16 protein-coding genes are annotated in these 18,307 nt (G+C 40.3%); 10 read left to right on the top strand and 6 right to left on the bottom strand.

From position 1 onward, the window contains the following. Positions 1-122: 122 nt before the first annotated feature. Complete coding sequence (locus tag L4F93_RS01830) at positions 123-734, top strand: LysE/ArgO family amino acid transporter (protein ID WP_250350854.1); 612 nt, start codon at positions 123-125, stop codon at positions 732-734. A gap of 53 nt (positions 735-787) precedes the next feature. On the opposite strand, the gene L4F93_RS01825 is transcribed toward L4F93_RS01830, so the two are convergent. The 3 genes from L4F93_RS01825 to L4F93_RS01815 form a co-directional block, all read right to left on the bottom strand. After that, entirely contained in the window at positions 788-1,177 is a 390-nt protein-coding gene (locus L4F93_RS01825) for a RidA family protein (RefSeq protein ID WP_250350853.1), read from the bottom strand. 181 nt (positions 1,178-1,358) lie between these two features. Continuing rightward, positions 1,359-1,949 (bottom strand): aminotransferase class IV family protein, encoded by a 591-nt coding sequence (locus L4F93_RS01820; RefSeq protein ID WP_250350852.1) that lies wholly within the window; start codon positions 1,947-1,949, stop codon positions 1,359-1,361. Further along, positions 1,949-2,944, bottom strand: coding sequence for an aminodeoxychorismate synthase component I (locus tag L4F93_RS01815; protein WP_250350851.1), 996 nt, complete (start codon positions 2,942-2,944; stop codon positions 1,949-1,951). The genes L4F93_RS01820 and L4F93_RS01815 overlap by 1 nt, the downstream gene beginning before the upstream one ends. Positions 2,945-3,000: 56 nt before the next feature. On the opposite strand from L4F93_RS01815, the gene L4F93_RS01810 reads away from it, so the two are divergent. Beyond that, the gene (locus L4F93_RS01810; RefSeq protein WP_250350850.1) at positions 3,001-3,570 is read left to right on the top strand and encodes an anthranilate synthase component II; all 570 of its coding nucleotides are present in this window, start codon (positions 3,001-3,003) and stop codon (positions 3,568-3,570) included. A 119-nt stretch (positions 3,571-3,689) separates the two neighbouring features. Beyond that, complete coding sequence (locus L4F93_RS01805; protein ID WP_250350849.1) at positions 3,690-4,169, top strand: Dps family protein; 480 nt, start codon at positions 3,690-3,692, stop codon at positions 4,167-4,169. 108 nt (positions 4,170-4,277) lie between these two features. Here L4F93_RS01805 and adhE read toward each other — a convergent pair whose 3' ends face one another. Next, positions 4,278-6,902 (bottom strand): bifunctional acetaldehyde-CoA/alcohol dehydrogenase, encoded by a 2,625-nt coding sequence (gene adhE, locus L4F93_RS01800; RefSeq protein WP_250350848.1) that lies wholly within the window; start codon positions 6,900-6,902, stop codon positions 4,278-4,280. A gap of 293 nt (positions 6,903-7,195) precedes the next feature. Here adhE and L4F93_RS01795 point away from each other — a divergent pair, with 293 nt between their 5' ends. Then, positions 7,196-7,930, top strand: a complete 735-nt coding sequence (locus tag L4F93_RS01795; protein WP_250350847.1) for a hypothetical protein — start codon at positions 7,196-7,198, stop codon at positions 7,928-7,930. Positions 7,931-8,127: 197 nt separating this feature from the next. Further along, entirely contained in the window at positions 8,128-8,847 is a 720-nt protein-coding gene (locus tag L4F93_RS01790; protein ID WP_250350846.1) for a pirin family protein, read from the top strand. Between the two features lie 109 nt (positions 8,848-8,956). Here the strand turns inward: L4F93_RS01790 and ypfJ are convergent, their stop codons facing one another. Next, the gene (ypfJ, locus tag L4F93_RS01785; RefSeq protein ID WP_250350845.1) at positions 8,957-9,790 is read right to left on the bottom strand and encodes a KPN_02809 family neutral zinc metallopeptidase; all 834 of its coding nucleotides are present in this window, start codon (positions 9,788-9,790) and stop codon (positions 8,957-8,959) included. Positions 9,791-9,980: 190 nt separating this feature from the next. On the opposite strand from ypfJ, the gene lysM reads away from it, so the two are divergent. The 4 genes from lysM to clpX all read left to right on the top strand — a co-directional run bounded on the left by lysM (position 9,981) and on the right by clpX (position 13,930). Further along, complete coding sequence (gene lysM / locus L4F93_RS01780) at positions 9,981-10,424, top strand: peptidoglycan-binding protein LysM (protein WP_250350844.1); 444 nt, start codon at positions 9,981-9,983, stop codon at positions 10,422-10,424. 197 nt (positions 10,425-10,621) lie between these two features. Further along, positions 10,622-11,920 (top strand): trigger factor, encoded by a 1,299-nt coding sequence (gene tig / locus L4F93_RS01775; RefSeq protein ID WP_250350843.1) that lies wholly within the window; start codon positions 10,622-10,624, stop codon positions 11,918-11,920. Between the two features lie 183 nt (positions 11,921-12,103). Next, positions 12,104-12,694, top strand: coding sequence for an ATP-dependent Clp endopeptidase proteolytic subunit ClpP (gene clpP, locus L4F93_RS01770; protein WP_250350842.1), 591 nt, complete (start codon positions 12,104-12,106; stop codon positions 12,692-12,694). Positions 12,695-12,697: 3 nt separating this feature from the next. After that, a complete protein-coding gene (clpX, locus tag L4F93_RS01765) occupies positions 12,698-13,930 on the top strand; it encodes an ATP-dependent protease ATP-binding subunit ClpX (RefSeq protein ID WP_250350841.1) in 1,233 nt (410 codons plus the stop codon). Between the two features lie 62 nt (positions 13,931-13,992). Here the strand turns inward: clpX and rluC are convergent, their stop codons facing one another. Then, positions 13,993-14,970, bottom strand: a complete 978-nt coding sequence (rluC, locus tag L4F93_RS01760) for a 23S rRNA pseudouridine(955/2504/2580) synthase RluC (RefSeq protein ID WP_250350840.1) — start codon at positions 14,968-14,970, stop codon at positions 13,993-13,995. Between the two features lie 434 nt (positions 14,971-15,404). Between rluC and rne the strand changes: the two genes are divergently transcribed. Continuing rightward, positions 15,405-18,263: a ribonuclease E gene (gene rne / locus L4F93_RS01755; RefSeq protein WP_250350839.1), complete on the top strand. Its 2,859-nt coding sequence runs from the start codon at positions 15,405-15,407 to the stop codon at positions 18,261-18,263. Positions 18,264-18,307: the final 44 nt, after the last annotated feature.

Below are 18,307 nucleotides of genomic sequence, written 5' to 3'. Positions count from 1 at the left end.
AAAATAAGTGTCGATAGTGTACTACTTAATCGCATAAAGTTTAAGGAAATTTCCCCTTTCTGATTGATTATTTTCACATAAGGCTTTTATAATCGCCGTTTTAGATAAATGGAGAATAAGGAATGGAATTTTATCTGCAAGGCTTTTTAATGTGTTTTGGGCTTATCGCCACCATTGGCGCACAAAACACATTTTTACTGAAACAAGGATTGCTCAAACAGCACGTTTTAGTACTATGCACGCTCTTTTTTCTCTGTGATTGTTTACTTTTCTCTCTCGGGGTATTTGGCTTAGGGCATTTTATTAGCCAAGAAAAAATTGCCAGTGTGGCATTAGCTTTGGTGGGGGGATTATTTTTACTCGTTTATGGTGCGCGTGCTTTTCTTTCCGCCTATCGTAACAATACCGCCTTGGCATTAGAACAAGGAGCGGCTTTATCATTGAAAAAAACACTGATGATCGCCTTAGCGCTTACCTTTCTCAATCCTCACGTTTATTTGGATACCATTGTTATCGTAGGTGGTATTGCAGGAACATTAACCACGGAAGATAAAACCGCTTTTCTGCTTGGTACCATTTCCGCGTCTGGATTATGGTTTTTCAGTGTAGGTTATGGTGCAAGATTACTGATCCCTTTTTTCCAAAGACCGATTACTTGGCGTTTATTAGATTTCTCTACAGGGATCATTATGTGGTTTATTGCCTTTGGCTTAATTAACTATGCTTTAATGTAAACATAAGAAAACAGTAAAAAGGGCGATGATATTCGCCCTTATTTTTGCGATGATTATTTCCTTACGGCAATTGCTTCAATTTCTATGCCAACATCCTTTGGCAAACGTGCCACTTCCACACAAGAGCGAGCGGGGAAGTTTGGATGATTATTTTCCTTAAAGAAACCTTCATATTCCGCATTGACTGCCGCAAAATCATTCAAATCTTTAACGAAAACCGTTGTTTTTACAATATCTGCGACAGTTAAACCTGCCTGTTCAATAATGGCCTTAACATTTTCTAAAGATTGACGTGCTTGCGCCACAATATCCACCGGCACTTCACCTGTTACAGGATTAACTGGAATTTGCCCTGAAGTTAACACTAAATTGCCTAAATCCACCGCTTGTACATAAGGACCAATCGCAGCAGGCGCATTTTCTGTATGAATAATTTTTGTCATTTTATTTTCCTTTTAAGTGAAAAAGATGATTTTATTTTATGCAATCTTATGGAAAACTGAAAGGGAAATCTATTTATTTAACTTTCTCATAAAAAAGCACCGCACTTTACTTATTCAACGTAGGGGCGAACCTACGTGTTCGCCCATTTTGTTTTGCCATTTATGGTTTAATAAACCGTATTCAGAGATCGTCAAACGGATTTAACGCATTAATTAGTCGAATTTCTTCATATTTCGCTAAATCAGTGAGAAAAATTGACCGCTCTTTGATTTTATTTTGTTGTAGCAATTTTGTGCGTTGTGTGCCGATTAAAAGAGGGCTATCAGGGGTGAACCATTGCGCACCTTGGCGGAGTATAAGATTGCCAATGGTGCAATCAGTAATTTTACCTTGTTTAACAATAATAATTTCATCGCAATTGCCTTTTTGTTTCAGCAATTCGTTGAAAATAGTACGATCGCTATATTTCAAATGGTAGTCAATCTCATCACAAATCACGGGTTGAAAATGACGGTAGCCTTTGCGCTGATAAGGGAAACATTGAAGGCGATACTGCTCGGCATTGTAGTCAATACGACAGCGGACAATGGGACTATGAAGGTTTTTCCAAAGTGCGGTGTTTTTTTGCAGAATTTTTTCGAGGGAAAAAATTGTATAAGGTTGGTTGGAATAAAATTCGCTCACACTTTGTGTATAACGCTGTTGGTGTAAAGCCAAATTTTGCACTTGCCCGTTTTCAATGCACAGGGTTTCAAATAAGGGGAAATCCATTAGTTCGTTCCTTTTTGCGCTTTAAGTGGCACATAAATTTTCTCTAATAATTCTTGATATTCTTGTTCTGCGTTGCTTTGAATCGTAATCCCTCCACCACTATGGAAAGAGTATTGTCCGTTTTGCTGTGAAATAAAACGAATTGCAACCGCACTTTCAAGACTTTCGCCATTAAAAATGCCAAACACGCCCGTGTAATAACCCCGTTGCCCTAATTCTGCCTGTTGAATGGTGGCAACGGTTTTTTCTTTTGGCGCGCCACTGATCGAGCCTGCGGGTAAAAGCTGGCTGAGTATTGTACCAATGTGCGCCTGCCAGTTTGTGTTAAGATCTGCACGAATCTCTGAACTTGTCTGCCAAATTGCCCCACCTTCGGTAATAATCTTTTCTAAATATCGAAAACGCGTTACTTGCACATTTTGCCCTACCATAGCAAGGTCATTACGCATTAAATCCACAATGGTGTAATGTTCTCGCTGCTCCTTTTCAGAGTTGATTAATTGTTTCTCTGCATCGGGCAAATCCGCATTTATCGTGCCTTTCATTGGATAAGTGAAAATTTGGTTATGCGAAATTTTCACAAAAGGCTCAGGCGAAAAACAAACAAACTCTTTTTTAAACAAGAGTTTATATTTCGCCTGCGTGGCAGAAAACAACGTGTTGAGATTATAATTTATTGCAATCGGCGTGGCATAAGTGAGATTGAGTAAATAGGAATTTCCTTGTTGCAATGCCTGTTGAACCATTTCAAAACCTTGCTGATAAGTGGCAAAATCAATAGGAAATTTTTTTAATCTAAAAGGTTTATCTGGGCTTGATTGGGCTGCCATTGGCAAATTATTTTGGCTTGGAAACTCAAACCAAATACCTTGCTCGGCACATTCTGCAAGGGGGCAAATAATGGGGTGTTGCTGTTCAAAATCGATCAAAAAGAAAAAAGGAATATGTTGAGCGCCTAAGTGGTTAGCACGTTGCACAAAGTAATCAAATGGCATAGGAACAATAAATCAAGTAAGATAGCAGAATGTCATCATTGTAGTGAATCCATAAGATGAACACAAATTTATTAATTATCAATAATCAAGACTCTTTTACCTACAATTTGGTGGATTTAATTCGTCAGTTTGATGTGCCATTTTCCGTGCAAAATGTAGAGCATTTAAGCCTTGATGAAGTAGAAAATTTCAGCCACATTTTAATTTCTCCGGGTCCTGATGTTCCTCGTGCTTATCCACAACTGTTTGCAATGTTGGAACGCTATCAGCACAGTAAATCTATTCTAGGCGTTTGCCTTGGACATCAAACCTTATGTGAATTTTTTGGGGCAACGTTATATAATTTAGCGCAGGTGCGACACGGGCAGGCAAAGCAGATCAAAGTGCGGTCAAATTCTGGCTTGTTTTTAGGATTGCCGAGCCAATTTCAAATTGGGCTTTATCATTCGTGGGCGGTATCGAAGCAGAATTTTCCACCTGAATTAGACATTACCGCCACTTGCGAAGAAGGGATCATAATGGCAATGCAACATCGCCATTTACCAATTTTTGGCGTACAATTCCACCCCGAATCTTATATTTCAGCGCAAGGAAAAAGGTTAATTGAAAATTGGTTGAAAACTTGAGGCTATCAATAGATTGTTATTAAATAGTTTTAGGCTATTAAATCTATCATTTATATCCATTTTATTTGTAAGGTATTTATCGTTATCATCATAGGAAATCAAACAGAGGAGAACATACTATGGCAACAAATATCGGTTTAGACAAAGCCACTTCAGAAAAATTAGCGCAAGAACTTAATAACTTACTTGCTACTTACCAAGTCTTTTATATGAACGTGCGCGGTTACCACTGGAATATCAAAGGGGTTAATTTCTTTGAATTACACGCAAAATTTGAAGAAATTTATGATGATTTAGTGGTAAAAGTAGATGAAATTGCAGAGCGTATCCTTACTTTAGGCTACACCCCAAGCAATGCTTTCAGCGAATATTTAACAAAATCGTTAATTAAAGAACATACTGGTGTAAGTGTGGCGCAAGAATGCTTAAGCGGTACGTTATCTGGCTTTAAAACATTACTCAAACAACAACGTGAAATCTTGGCGTTAGCCGCTGATGCTGATGATGAAGGTACAGCTTCACAAATGAGTGATTACATTAAAGAGCAAGAAAAATTAGTTTGGATGTTTACTGCTGCTTGTGAAAGCTGTAACAGCTAATTTTCTAATAAAAAACTAACAAAAAACCACCGCTCTTTTAAAGTGCGGTGGTTTTTTCATTGATTTTGCTGATTAATACAGATTTACGTCAATCAGCGTTATAGTCGATTAATATTGACTTGGATCGTAACCGTAGTAGGCATTGGTTAAAATTACTTCCATATCTTCCACTAATGGCAAGCGTGGGTTAGCTGGCGAGCATTGATCTTCAAAGGCAAGCAATGCCACATCACGACGTGCATCGAGCCAAGTTTGTTCATCAATACCCTGTTCTTTGAAAGACATTTGAATGCCCACGCTGGCAGCTAAATCATAACAAGCTTGCGCGAAAGATTTCACGCCTTCTTCTGGCGTGGCACAAGGTAAGCCTAGCATACGTGCGATTTCTTGGTATTTCACATCGGCTTTATAATGATTATATTTCGGCCAAGTTGCCACTTTTTGCGGACGTGTACCGTTATAACGGATAACGTGCGGCATTAAAATGGCGTTGGTGCGTCCGTGAGGCGTATGGAAACGGCCACCAATTTTATGGGCGAGAGAGTGGTTCATTCCTAAGAACGCATTGGCGAATGCCATTCCAGCCATTGTTGAGGCGTTGTGCATTTTCTCTCTGGCTTCTGGATCTTTTTCTTTTACGGAACGTTCAAGATTTTCAAACACTAATTTAATCGCTTGCAACGCTAAGCCGTCTGTAAAATCGTTGGCTAGTACCGAAACATAGGCTTCCGTTGCGTGAGTTAGCACATCTAACCCTGTATCTGCGGCAACGTGAGCGGGTACGGTCATTACCAGCGCCGGATCGACAATAGCGACTGTTGGGGTAAGTGAATAGTCGGCGATTGGGTATTTTTTATCACCTTCGGTGATCACGGCAAATGGCGTAACTTCAGAACCTGTTCCTGAAGTGGTTGGGATACCGATAAAGCGTGCTTTGCGTCCTAATTGTGGGAATTTAAAGGCGCGTTTACGAATATCCATAAATTTTTGGACGAGATCACGGAAATCTACTTCAGGTTGTTCATAGAATAACCACATTACTTTTGCTGCATCCATTGATGAGCCACCACCTAAGGCAATAATGGTGTCTGGTTTGTAACTACGAATTAATTCAACCCCACGACGTACAGTTTCAATACTTGGATCTGGCTCAACGTCCGCGAATAATTGATAGGTAACGTGGTTGCCACGTGCAGTGATTTGTTTCGCAATTTTTTCTACAAAGCCTAAATCTACCATTGTGCGGTCGGTGATGATTACCACACGTTCCATACCTTTCATTGATTGTAGATATTGGATTGAATCCCGTTCAAAATAGATTTTTGAAGGTACTTTAAACCATTGCATATTATTTCTCCGTCTGCCCACTCGTTTAATATTTAATAAATTCACCGCACTTACGTTGTTACCTACGGAATTTTTACCGTAAGAACCACAACCTAAGGTTAACGATGGCAAGAAGGAGTTATACACATCACCAATCCCCCCAAAGGTAGAAGGTGAGTTCCAAATTACACGAATGGCTTTTACGCGTTCACCAAATTCTTTGGCAAGCTCAGTATCTTTTGTGTGAATGGCAGCGGAATGCCCTAATCCGTTAAATTCCACCATTTGCTCAGCTAATTTCACCCCTTCTTCACGAGAATGAGACTTAAGTAAAGCAAGTACAGGAGAAAGTTTTTCACGCGTGAGCGGTTCTTTTGGTCCAACTTCTTTACATTCAGCTAAAAGAATATTGGTTTTTTCTGGCACTTCAAAACCTGCTTGTTGAGCGATCCAATAGGCGGGTTTGCCCACCACATTGGCGTTTAATTTTGCCCCTGCACAGTTTGCACTGTTGGCTTTTGCGCCGAACATAAATTCTTCCAACATTGCTTTTTCTTTTTTATTGACAAGGTAAACGCCGTAAGATTTCATTTCTTTGATGAAGTCATCATAGATTTCAGCATCAACAATCGCCGCTTGTTCAGAGGCACAGATCATTCCATTATCAAAGGCTTTGGACATCACAATATCGTGTACGGCTTGTTGCAGGTCAGCACTTTTTTCTACATAAGCTGGCACATTCCCCGCCCCCACACCAAGGGCTGGTTTACCACAAGAATAAGCGGCTTCAACCATCGCATTCCCACCTGTTGCTAAAATAGTGGCAATACCGGGATGTTTCATTAGTGCTGATGTGCCTTCCATTGAGGGCGTTTCTATCCATTGCACACAATTTTTAGGCGCACCAGCCGCCACTGCCGCATCATAAACAATACGCGCAGCGTGAGCAGAAGATTGCTGTGCAGAAGGGTGGAAAGCAAAAATAATTGGGTTACGTGTTTTAAGGGCAATGAGGGCTTTAAAAATGGTGGTGGAAGTCGGATTTGTGGTTGGTGTTATCCCACATATCACGCCAACGGGATCAGCAATTTCAGTGATGCCCGTTACATCATCTTCACTAATCACCCCAACGGTTTTCAGATTTCGCATATTATTTACCACATACTCACAGGCAAATAAATTTTTCGTTGCTTTGTCTTCAAACACACCACGCCCTGTTTCTTCATAAGCGTGCATAGCAAGCACACCGTGCTGATCGAGCGCCGCTACCGAGGCTTTCGCCACAATGTAATCAACCTGTTCTTGGTTGAGCTGGAGGAATTCTTCTAAGGCAACTAAGCCTTTTTCCACCAAGGCGTTCACTTCTGCTTGAGCTGGGCTACTTGTGTTTTCAACCACGTTACTCATAATGATTTCTCCTAAAGTTTATAAATTGATAATTTTTTTCTGTGAAAAATTATACCTACTTGGAGGGATAAGTGCTTAAACAATTTTGCATTAAAGACGGAAACGCTGATCTAGATCAAATACTCAAAATACGCTTGTTTTACAATGATTTAACGCTATTTTAACAAATAAAAAATTGCCTTGTTTTTTATAGAGATCCAACCATTCGCAAAGCAAAGTGAAATTAATTTAAAAGATGAAAAAAATAGCTTAAAATTTTAACGCTTGATAATCATTCCTATTTGAGAGAGGTTATGAACGAACGTATTTCTTTTACTAAATTACTCAATTCTTCTATTTTATTCGGCTTTCTAGTATTAGTAGGCTGGTCTGTGGCTTATTGTTATAACTGGGGGTTAGCTTGGTATTATGGTTATCCTTGGGATATCGTTGAAGTGGGCAGAGCAGATATTGCACGCAGCTTATTTCACGTTCTCGGCGTGTCTGCTTTTATGCTTCTTACCTATATTTTAGGTATTAGACTATTGATTTTATTGAAAGATAAGCTCTCTTCATCCCCTTTTAATTTTGTTCGCACCTTATTAACCTGCTTTATTTTAACCTTTCCATTATTTTTGGAAATTACGGTGCTGATCAAAGTGTTTACGCTTTATAGCTTATTAATTTATGTCGCTGGATTGCTTGTAATCAGCCTTCTATTATGCCGTTTTTTCACGCGTTATAATATTTGTATGCTATGGCAATCTCTTGCGAAAAAACAACTCAATATCGTGCCGACCGCAGTGGTGATTTATTTTTACTTTGTGATTCTTGCCTGCCTTGTGGGCTATTTACGCCCTTTCAATAAAGATATGTATCACAAGTTAGAAATTAACGCCGAGCAGTATTTTATTCTGGCTAAAAATTGTAATAGTTTGATCTTAGGTAAAAGCTATGAAAAGGGTGGCAAGGATTTCTATTTAATGCCTTGCCATTATGGTAGCAAAGGTAGCATTTGCCATATTGTTGCAGGAATTGCAGAAAAATAGCCGATTTCGCTAAAAGAAAAGTGCGGTGGAAAATATTGCACTTTTTTTACTATTTTATGTGTAAAAGTGAATCTTTTCCTCTTATTATTTACCAATGAGAAAAGAAGTATTCACAGAATTGCGCTTTATCTTCTAATTCAGTGGCGTAAAATGCGTTTTATAACATAAGTGAATTAAACAGAATTAGGAGCTTCAATATGAATACTGTATTTCATTCAGCAAATAGCCGTGGTAATGCTAATCACGGTTGGTTAAAAAGCCGTCATACTTTTAGCTTTGCGAATTATTACGATCCTAATCGCATACATTTCGGCGCTTTACGTGTAATTAATGATGATTATGTTGAGGGGGGAATGGGGTTTGGCACGCATCCGCACGATAATATGGAAATCATTTCCATTCCATTAAACGGCGATTTAGCTCACAAAGATAGTATGGGTAACGGCGGTGTTATTCGCCAAGGTGATATTCAAGTGATGTCTGCGGGAACAGGCATTACACATAGCGAAATGAACCCAAATGCGGATATGCCAGTGCAATTTTTGCAAATTTGGGTATTTCCTAATCAACGTAATGTAGCACCTCGTTATCAGCAAATGCGTATTGTGGAAGGGGAAAGACGCAACGATTTCCAACAAATTCTTTCACCAAATGCGGATGATGAAGGCGTATGGATTCACCAAGATGCGTGGTTCTTTCTTGCAAAATTTGATCAGGGTACAAGCAAAATATATGACCTACATAAAGCAGGCAATGGTGTGTATGCTTTTGTACTAAAAGGTAATGCAACGATTGCTGGAAAACAGCTATCAAGCCGTGATGGTTTAGGTATTTGGGATACCGCAAGTTTTGATGTGGTGGCTGATTCTGATACAGAAATTTTATTAATGGAAGTACCAATGGTATTGCCACAATAAGGGCTTAAAAAATTGCTTATCCCAAAAGATAAGCAATTTTTTATAAAACATAAGTGCGGTGTAAAATGTTTAATTTTTCTACCGCACTTAATCTCTCTTTATTTGCCCATTAATTAAACGTGTTACATTGACTTGGCTGACCCGTTTGTAAACCGCGTTTAAACCACGTTAAACGCTGTGCTGAGGTGCCGTGGGTAAAGCTGTCTGGTACGGCATAGCCTTGTGAGCGTTTTTGTAAGCGATCGTCCCCTACTGCCTCAGCGGCACGGAAGGCTTTTTCTAAGTCACCTGCTTCAAATAATCCCGTTTTTGCTGCTTGATTAGCCCATACACCAGCAAAACAGTCTGCCTGTAATTCTAACTTAACGGAAAGCTGATTCGCTTGCGCTTGGCTAAGGCTTTGTTGCGCTCGATGTACTTTCGGCAAAATGCCAAGTAAGTTTTGGATATGATGTCCGACTTCGTGTGCGATGACATAGGCGAAAGCGGATTCTCCTTCCGCCCCGAGTTGATGTTTCATATCACGATAAAACGACAAATCCAAATAAACACGATGATCGTTAGGACAATAAAATGGTCCCATTGCAGATTGCCCTGTACCGCAAGCGGTGGACGTTGCACCGTTATACAGTACCATAATAGGTGGGACATAGCGCTGATTTTTTTGCGCGAAATAATTACTCCACACCGTTTCTGTATCCGCTAATACCACGCGAGAAAGGCTGTTTAGCTCTTGCTCTTCTTGGCTGTTCACTGTCATTTGGTGAGTTTGACTACCAAAATCAGGTGTACCAACAAGCCCTGATAAATCAACACCATAATAAGCACCAACCAGTAAAATAATAAAGCCGAGTACGCCCGTTTTTTTACCACCGCCGAAACTGCCCCTTGCACTTCTTCTGTCTTCCACATTAGAACTTTCTCTACGACCTTGCCAACGCATAATTTTTCCTTAATAACTAAAATTGGCGGCTATTTTAGTATAAAAGAAAGAAAAGCGCGGTGCTTTTTTTGCGAAGAATTTTCAATTAATGTAAAGATCAAGATTATTTATAGAAGGTATATAGACTTATGAAGGTGAATTGGGTAAGGTTAGCAGCCGAACTCAATGTTTTATAAATAAGGAGCAAAAAATGGGTTTATTTGATTTTGTTGGTGACATCGGTCGAAAACTTTTCTCAAAAGAAGAAGATGCCTCTGAAGCCGTGGAAAAACACATTGCAGAAGATAATCCGGGCGTGGAAAATCTTTCTGTCAAAGTCGAAGAGGGGGTGGCGAAAATTGAAGGCAATGCCACATCAGCGGAAGCATTGGAAAAAGCCATTTTAATGGCGGGCAACGTGGTAGGCATTAATTCGGTGAATGTCGAAGGGGTAGCGATTGAGAACGGTGAGCGTTTAGCTACTGATGAAGAGTTTTATGTGATCCAAAAAGGCGATACCCTTTGGAAAATTGCAGAAAAAACCTATGGGAATGGCGCAAAATACACCGCGATTGTTGAGGCAAACAAAGAAGTGATCAAAGATGCGGATAAGATCTTTCCGGGACAGAAAATTCGTTTACCAAAATCACTTTAATAACACTAACGCAAAAGCCTTATTTTGTAAGGCTTTTCTTTTTTTAGTGTAAAAAATAGCCAGTTGTGGTTTTTTATTTCTCAATATCTCGACGGGCGAGCGTTGTATCGCTATAATTTGATGTCTTTTTAACTTTTATTTACTAACGTGTTCGGTGTTAGTATTCGCCGAGTGCAAATTCATTTTGAGGTAACATAATGTCATTTAATATTGAAACAACTCAAGGTCTTGAGCGTCGTGTCGCTATCACCGTTCCTGCTGAAACCGTAGATCAAGCGGTGCGTGAAGAATTAAAACGCGTAGCAAAAAATGCACGCGTAGATGGTTTCCGTAAAGGTAAAGTTCCCCCACATATTATTGAAAAACGTTTTGGGGCATCTGTGCGTCAAGATGTATTAGGTGATTTATTACAGAAACACTTCTTCAATGTACTTGTTGATAGCAAAGTAAATCTTGCTGGTCGTCCAAGTTTCAACGTTGAACAGTTTGAAGCAGGTAAAGATCTTGTTTTCACAGCAACCTTTGAAGTGTATCCAGAAGTGGAGTTGAAAGGTTTAGATCAAATTAAAGTAGAAAAACCGGTTGTTGAAATCAGTGAAGCAGACATTGATAAAATGGTTGATGTGTTACGCAAACAGCAAGCAACCTGGGAAGAAACCCAAGAGCCAGCAAAAGCAGATGATCGTGTCACAATCGACTTTGTTGGTACCGTTGATGGTGAAGAATTTGAGGGCGGAAAAGCCACTGATTTCGTATTAGCAATGGGACAAGGTCGAATGATCCCAGGCTTTGAAGAAGGCATTATTGGTCATAAAGCGGGTGAGCAATTTGATATTGATGTTACCTTCCCAGAAGAATATCACGCTGAAAACTTAAAAGGTAAAGCGGCAAAATTTGCTATTACGTTGAAAAAAGTAGAAGTGATGGTATTACCAGAATTAACGGATGAATTTGTAGCGAAATTTGGTCCAAATACCAAAACCGTGGCAGATTTACGCACAGAAATTGCCAAAAATATGCAACGTGAGTTGAAAAACGCCTTAACAGCACGCGTGAAAAACCAAGTTATTGAAGGGTTAATTGAACAAAACCCAATTGATGTTCCTGCGGCTGCGGTTGAGCAAGAGATTGAGGTTTTACGTCAGCAAGCGGCACAACGTTTTGGTGGAAATCAGCAACAAGCGGCACAATTACCACGTGAATTATTTGAAGAGCAAGCAAAACGTCGCGTTCAAGTTGGTTTATTACTTTCTGAAGTGATTGCATCAAATGAATTAAAAGCAGACGAAGCGCGCGCTGACGCAATGATTCAAGATATTGCATCTGCTTACGAACAACCATCAGAAGTGGTGGAATATTATAAAAACAACAAAGAATTAATGAACAATATTCGTAACGTTGTTTTAGAAGATCAAGCAATTGATGCCGTATTAGCGAAAGCACAGGTAACTGAAAAACCAGCATCATTTGATGAAGTAATGAATCCACAAGCATAATTTGCTGTAACTCATTGATTTCAAAGTGCGGTCGTTTTTTTCACAAAAATGACCGCACTTTTGTTATATAATTCACCACATCAAGTGGATTGAACTTAATTCAGTGTAAGGCAATGGGTTAAATTCAATTTACTATAATTTTTATAACTCTTTGATACAAAAGGAAAACCGATGGAGAATACGATGGCTTTAATTCCTATGGTGGTTGAACAAACCGCACGTGGCGAACGTTCTTACGATATTTACTCACGTTTATTAAAAGAGCGTATTATTTTTCTAAGCGGTCAAGTTGAAGACAATATGGCCAATTTAATCGTGGCCCAACTGCTGTTTTTAGAATCAGAAAACCCAGATAAAGATATTAGTCTTTATATCAACTCACCCGGCGGCGTGGTGACGGCAGGAATGGCAATTTATGACACTATGCAATTTATTAAACCAGATGTGCGTACCCTATGTATTGGACAAGCTTGCTCAATGGGTGCATTTTTATTAGCTGGGGGCGCACCGGGTAAACGTGCCGCATTGCCAAATGCCCGTGTGATGATTCACCAACCTTTAGGCGGGTATCGTGGACAAGCTTCTGACATTCACATCCACGCACAAGAAATCTTAAAAATTAAGCGTACGTTGAATGAAAGATTAGCATTCCACACAGGACAGCCTTTTGAGAAAGTAGAACAAGATACGGATCGTGATAATTTTATGTCAGCAGAACAGGCAAAATTATACGGTTTAATTGATGAAGTACTAGTAAAAAGAGAAACGGAATAAGCGATGACAACAGAAAAACAGCCACATTGCTCAATGTGTGGCAAAGAACGCAGTGAAGTACAAAAATTGATCGCAGGAGAAGACGGCGCAATTTGTAATGAATGTATTGAGCTTTGTCATAATTTGCTTGTTGATGCAGAAAAGCAAGAGCAAGCAGAGGCGAATAAAACCACAGAATTACCAACTCCACACCAAATTCGCGCGCACTTGGACGATTATGTGATCGGGCAAGATTATGCGAAAAAAGTGCTTGCGGTAGCGGTATATAATCATTATAAACGCCAACAAGTCGGGTATAAATCTGATGAAGTTGAATTAGGTAAAAGTAACATTTTGTTGATTGGACCAACAGGAAGCGGAAAAACGTTGCTCGCGGAAACCTTAGCAAGAACCTTGAATGTGCCTTTTGCAATGGCTGATGCCACCACCTTAACTGAGGCTGGATATGTGGGAGAAGATGTCGAAAACGTGTTGCAAAAATTATTGCAAAACTGTGATTATGACATCGAAAAAGCAGAAAAAGGCATCATTTACATTGATGAGATTGATAAAATCACCCGTAAATCAGAAAATGCCTCAATCACCCGCGACGTATCTGGCGAAGGCGTGCAACAAGCCTTGCTTAAATTAATTGAAGGTACCGTTGCGTCTATTCCACCACAAGGCGGACGTAAACATCCACAGCAAGAAATGCTACGCCTTGATACCTCTAAAATCTTGTTCATTTGTGGAGGGGCATTTGCAGGCTTAGAGAAAATCGTAGAAAAACGTGTTCACGTTGGAAGTAGTATTGGTTTTGGGGCAGAAGTGAAAGGGCAGGATAACAAAGCCACCCTAACGGAATTATTCACCCAAGTTGAGCCAGATGATTTAATGAAATTTGGCTTAATTCCAGAATTTATCGGACGTTTGCCTGTCATTGCACCGCTGGCAGAATTGGATGAAGACGCCTTGATCCAAATTCTCACCGAGCCGAAAAACGCACTCACTAAGCAATATCAAGCCTTATTTGGTTTTGAAGAAGTAACCCTTGAATTCACTCACGAAGCCTTAGTCGCAATGGCGAAGAAAGCCATTGAACGTAAAACAGGCGCGCGTGGTTTACGCGCTATTGTGGAAGGGTTGTTGCTTGACACAATGTATGACTTGCCATCAATCGAAAACCTTGAAAAAGTAGTTATTGATGAAAATACAGTCGTGGCTAACGAACCCCCGAAAATGATTTATAAATCTTAAGTGAGATTAGCTTAAAACAAAGTGCGGTAGAAATTTTTCAATTTTTTCTACCGCACTTATTTTTAGCTAAATTTTTGTTGGCGTAAGCGTTTTAAGATCGCTTTGAGCGTATTCTCAAGTGGTGCGGTGATCGTTAATGTCTCTTGAGTTTTTGGGTGTTCTAGGCGGATCGAGTAGGCGTGTAAAAATAACCGCTCTAATCCTAATTCCGCCATTTGACTGTCAAACTGTTTATCCCCATATTTGCTATCCAAGGCAATAGGATGACCTGCATATTGCGTATGCACACGAATTTGATGCGTTCGCCCTGTCACAGGAGAGGCTTTCACTAACGTGGCGTTGTCATAGCGTTCTTCAATACTAAATAAGGTTTCTGAGGGCTTTCCTTGTTCGCTGACGCGCACAATTCGTTCTCCACCTGCCAATTCATTTTTCAGTAACGGGGCTTTAATGGCTTTGCAATGAGATTGCCACTGCCCACGCACTAAAGCAAGATAGTCTTTACGCACGGTTTTATTACGCAGTTGCTCGTGCAAATGACGTAGCGCAGAACGCTTTTTCGCCACTAATAAAATGCCCGAGGTATCACGATCCAAACGGTGTACTAATTCTAAAAAACGGGCTTCAGGGCGTAATGCTCTCAAGGCTTCAATCACGCCAAAATCTAATCCACTGCCACCGTGTACTGCAATGCCAGAAGGTTTATTCAGTACCAATAAAGCCTCATCTTCAAAAATAATTTGTTGCTCTAATTGGGCGACTTTATTCAGTTTTTTTGATACGGGGGCTTGGGCTTTTTCACTCACACGAACTGGCGGTACGCGCACAATATCACCACTTTGCAATTTGTATTCAGGCTTAATTCGCCCTTTATTCACCCGCACTTCACCCTTGCGTAAAATGCGATAGATTAAACTTTTTGGCACGCCTTTGAGCTTAGCTAACAGATAGTTATCAATGCGTTGCCCTGCTTCATCTTCACTAATCTGCAACATTGTTACGCGAGGATTTACAATTTTTTCATCAGTTTTGTTAAACATTGGTTTCATTTTATCGTTTGCTAAATTGGGCGGATTATAGCATAAATACGCGGATTTACCTTGCTAAAAAATCCCTATCGTTAGATAATAGGGCGAATTTTTGCCAGCTTACTGGGAAAAATGAGATAACCTTAAAAATAACGCAGCAAACGGCATAAGACGTTGTTTTATAAAATAAATTTGTCTAATTTGATTTTGTTACAGCGATAACAGAAAAATGGACAATAAGAGTGATAAAAATCATCCACGCTTGCAAAATAATATTTCAATCATTTTGTTTGTATCGAAAATTATGTTTCGATAACGCAATCAATGCACCCAGCAACTGACAGTCGAGAGAATGACATTTTGCGACAGACACGAGGTCGATTGCGAAGCCAAAGTGCGGTGGTTTTTTATGACAAATTTAAAATGAAAATATAAGAGAAAATCGAATGAAAAGAATGTTAATTAACGCAACCCAAAAAGAGGAGTTGCGTGTTGCCCTCGTTGATGGACAACGCCTATTTGACTTGGATATCGAAAATCCGGGTCACGAACAAAAAAAGGCCAATATCTATAAAGGCCGTATCACTCGCGTTGAACCTAGCTTAGAAGCTGCCTTTGTGGATTACGGTGCAGAACGCCACGGTTTCCTACCTTTAAAAGAAATTGCCCGTGAATACTTCCCTGCTGATTATGTGTATCAAGGTCGTCCAAATATTCGTGATATTTTGCACGAGGGACAAGAAGTCATCGTTCAAGTCAACAAAGAAGAACGTGGTAATAAAGGCGCAGCACTGACCACCTTCGTTTCCTTAGCGGGTAGCTATTTGGTGATTATGCCAAATAACCCAAGAGCGGGAGGGATTTCTCGCCGCATTGAAGGGGAAGAACGTTTAGAATTAAAAGAAGCCTTAAGCTCTCTTGATGTGCCTGAAGGCGTAGGGTTAATCGTACGCACGGCCGGTGTGGGCAAATCCCCTGAGGAATTACAGTGGGATTTAAAAGTGCTTTTACATCACTGGGAAGCCATTAAGCAAGCCTCTGAAAGCCGTCCTGCTCCTTTCTTAATTCACCAAGAAAGTGATGTGATTGTACGCGCGATTCGTGATTATTTACGCCGTGATATTGGCGAAATTTTGATTGATAACCAAAAAATTTACGAAAAAGCAAAAGCCCATATTAAGTTAGTCCGTCCTGATTTTATCAATCGTGTCAAACTCTATCAGGGGGAAGTGCCACTATTCAGCCACTATCAAATTGAATCGCAAATTGAATCTGCATTTCAACGAGAAGTGCGCTTACCATCGGGCGGCTCTATTGTCATTGATGTGACAGAAGCACTCACGGCGATTGATATTAACTCGGCCCGTTCAACCCGTGGTGGTGATATTGAAGAAACCGCACTCAACACCAATCTTGAAGCCGCTGATGAAATTGCACGCCAATTACGCTTGCGCGATTTAGGTGGGCTAATTGTGATTGACTTCATTGATATGACCCCAATTCGTCATCAACGTGAAGTGGAAAATCGCATACGTGATGCGGTACGCCAAGATCGTGCGCGAATCCAAATTAGCCGTATTTCTCGTTTCGGTCTATTGGAAATGAGCCGTCAGCGCTTAAGCCCATCTTTAGGGGAATCTTCTCACCACATTTGTCCACGTTGTCAAGGCACGGGGAAAATTCGTGATAATGAATCACTTTCGTTATCCATTTTGCGTTTATTGGAAGAAGAGGCAATCAAAGAAAATACCAAACAGGTACATACCATTGTGCCTGTTCAGATTGCATCTTACCTATTAAATGAAAAACGTAAAGCCATTAGTAGCATTGAAAAACGTCATAATGTAGATATTGTGGTTGCCCCAAATGAAGCAATGGAAACCCCACATTTCAGCGTGTTCCGAGTACGCGAAGGGGAGGATGTGAATGAGCTAAGTTATAATTTAGCCAAATTGCATCAAGACAAAGAGGATAGCTTTATTGCAGAAGAATCTTTAGTTACGCGTAATATTGAAACGGCAGCAGTAACCACAGAAAGTGTGTTGGAAAATGCTGCAGTCTCTCTCGCGATAGAAACGCCGGCACCAATGCCTGTGGCAAAGAAAGAAAATAAACCTTCACTTATTTCTCGCATTTTAGCAAAAATTAAAGCGCTCTTTGTGGAAGAAAAAGAAACAAAGAAAACGCCAAATCGTTCCAATAAAAATAACCGCCGCCGCAATCAAGAGCGTCGTAACACGCGTCGTAATCGTAATGAAAGCGGGCGTAATGTGGAAGATAAGCGTCAAGATAAAGCGCTAGATCAAGAGGCCCGTTCCTCTCGTAAGGCAAAAAAAGCACAGATTGATGACAACTACCAAACTAACCTTGCAGAAACGAAGGTAATTGAGGAAGTGGTTGAACAGGTTCAGCCACGTCGTCAGCGCCGTGATTTACGCAAAAAAGTGCGAGTTGCCGACGTTCAAGCACCTATTGCACCAATAACAGAAATGACAGATACGGTGGAAACACATCCAGTGGCAGTGGAAGCTGCTCCCAAAGATATGGTTGAAGTAAGCCCCGTAGAAAATGTGGTCGCCCCTGTTGTTGATATTGAGGTGAATACAGATAACGATGAAAAACAGCGTGATAATCGCCGCCGTTTACCACGCCATTTACGCGTGAATAACCCTCGTCGTCGCCGTCAATCGCAAGGTGAAGAAAAATCACCAATGCCATTATTTTCCGCCGTGGCATCGCCTGAATTAGCGAGTGGTAAAGTGTGGATTGATAGTAGTGCCTTCATCAATAATAAAGGCAACGCATTTTTGTCTGTCGATGAATTGCTTGAACAACAAAATAATAAAGCAGAATCAGAATCAGAATCAGAAGCAGAAGTGATCACGCCTGCAACGAAATTAATCGTGCAAAGCAGTGCTGACGAGCCTAAACCCTTAGCAGGATTTGTTACTCAGCCGGCAAATGAATCCGTGGAGAAAAAAGTACAAGCTTCTTTACAACGTTTGAATTCAGCGAGTGCGGAGCCAACGGCAAATGCAGTAGAAAATTTACCTCAATCAGAAAAAATTGAGGAAAAAACTGACCGCACTTATGAATTTACTGGGCGTTTAGGTACGGTATCTGCCGTTCAACATACCCAAGCACAAATGACATTAGCGAAAGCGATTGAAAGTGAAAATACGGCTTACCCAATCGTTGAATGGAAAGAGTCGCGCTATTATTTTTATGGGCGTGGTTCGGCAGGTCATCATAGTGCGATTAGCCACGTTTATTCCGAGCCAACTAAAGCAGTAGCGGAAGAATAATTCTTCTTTTGGTAGAAATAAAACCGAGCATTAATTGTTTTAAT

The organism is Avibacterium sp. 20-132 (assembly GCF_023611925.1).
Lineage (GTDB): Bacteria > Pseudomonadota > Gammaproteobacteria > Enterobacterales > Pasteurellaceae > Avibacterium.
This window is presented reverse-complemented; position numbering and strand designations above follow the sequence as displayed.

Bases quoted from the DNA above. Each gene is read 5' to 3' on its own strand.
- clpP (WP_250350842.1), top strand. From the start codon at position 12,104: ATGGCTTTAATTCCTATGGTGGTTGAACAAACCGCACGTGGCGAACGT.
- tig (WP_250350843.1), top strand. From the start codon at position 10,622: ATGTCATTTAATATTGAAACAACTCAAGGTCTTGAGCGTCGTGTCGCT.
- L4F93_RS01795 (WP_250350847.1), top strand. From the start codon at position 7,196: ATGAACGAACGTATTTCTTTTACTAAATTACTCAATTCTTCTATTTTA.
- L4F93_RS01790 (WP_250350846.1), top strand. From the start codon at position 8,128: ATGAATACTGTATTTCATTCAGCAAATAGCCGTGGTAATGCTAATCAC.
- rne (WP_250350839.1), top strand. From the start codon at position 15,405: ATGAAAAGAATGTTAATTAACGCAACCCAAAAAGAGGAGTTGCGTGTT.
- clpX (WP_250350841.1), top strand. From the start codon at position 12,698: ATGACAACAGAAAAACAGCCACATTGCTCAATGTGTGGCAAAGAACGC.
- lysM (WP_250350844.1), top strand. From the start codon at position 9,981: ATGGGTTTATTTGATTTTGTTGGTGACATCGGTCGAAAACTTTTCTCA.
- ypfJ (WP_250350845.1), bottom strand. From the start codon at position 9,790: ATGCGTTGGCAAGGTCGTAGAGAAAGTTCTAATGTGGAAGACAGAAGA.
- L4F93_RS01820 (WP_250350852.1), bottom strand. From the start codon at position 1,949: ATGGATTTCCCCTTATTTGAAACCCTGTGCATTGAAAACGGGCAAGTG.
- adhE (WP_250350848.1), bottom strand. From the start codon at position 6,902: ATGAGTAACGTGGTTGAAAACACAAGTAGCCCAGCTCAAGCAGAAGTG.
- L4F93_RS01825 (WP_250350853.1), bottom strand. From the start codon at position 1,177: ATGACAAAAATTATTCATACAGAAAATGCGCCTGCTGCGATTGGTCCT.
- L4F93_RS01815 (WP_250350851.1), bottom strand. From the start codon at position 2,944: ATGCCATTTGATTACTTTGTGCAACGTGCTAACCACTTAGGCGCTCAA.
- L4F93_RS01830 (WP_250350854.1), top strand. From the start codon at position 123: ATGGAATTTTATCTGCAAGGCTTTTTAATGTGTTTTGGGCTTATCGCC.
- L4F93_RS01810 (WP_250350850.1), top strand. From the start codon at position 3,001: ATGAACACAAATTTATTAATTATCAATAATCAAGACTCTTTTACCTAC.
- L4F93_RS01805 (WP_250350849.1), top strand. From the start codon at position 3,690: ATGGCAACAAATATCGGTTTAGACAAAGCCACTTCAGAAAAATTAGCG.
- rluC (WP_250350840.1), bottom strand. From the start codon at position 14,970: ATGTTTAACAAAACTGATGAAAAAATTGTAAATCCTCGCGTAACAATG.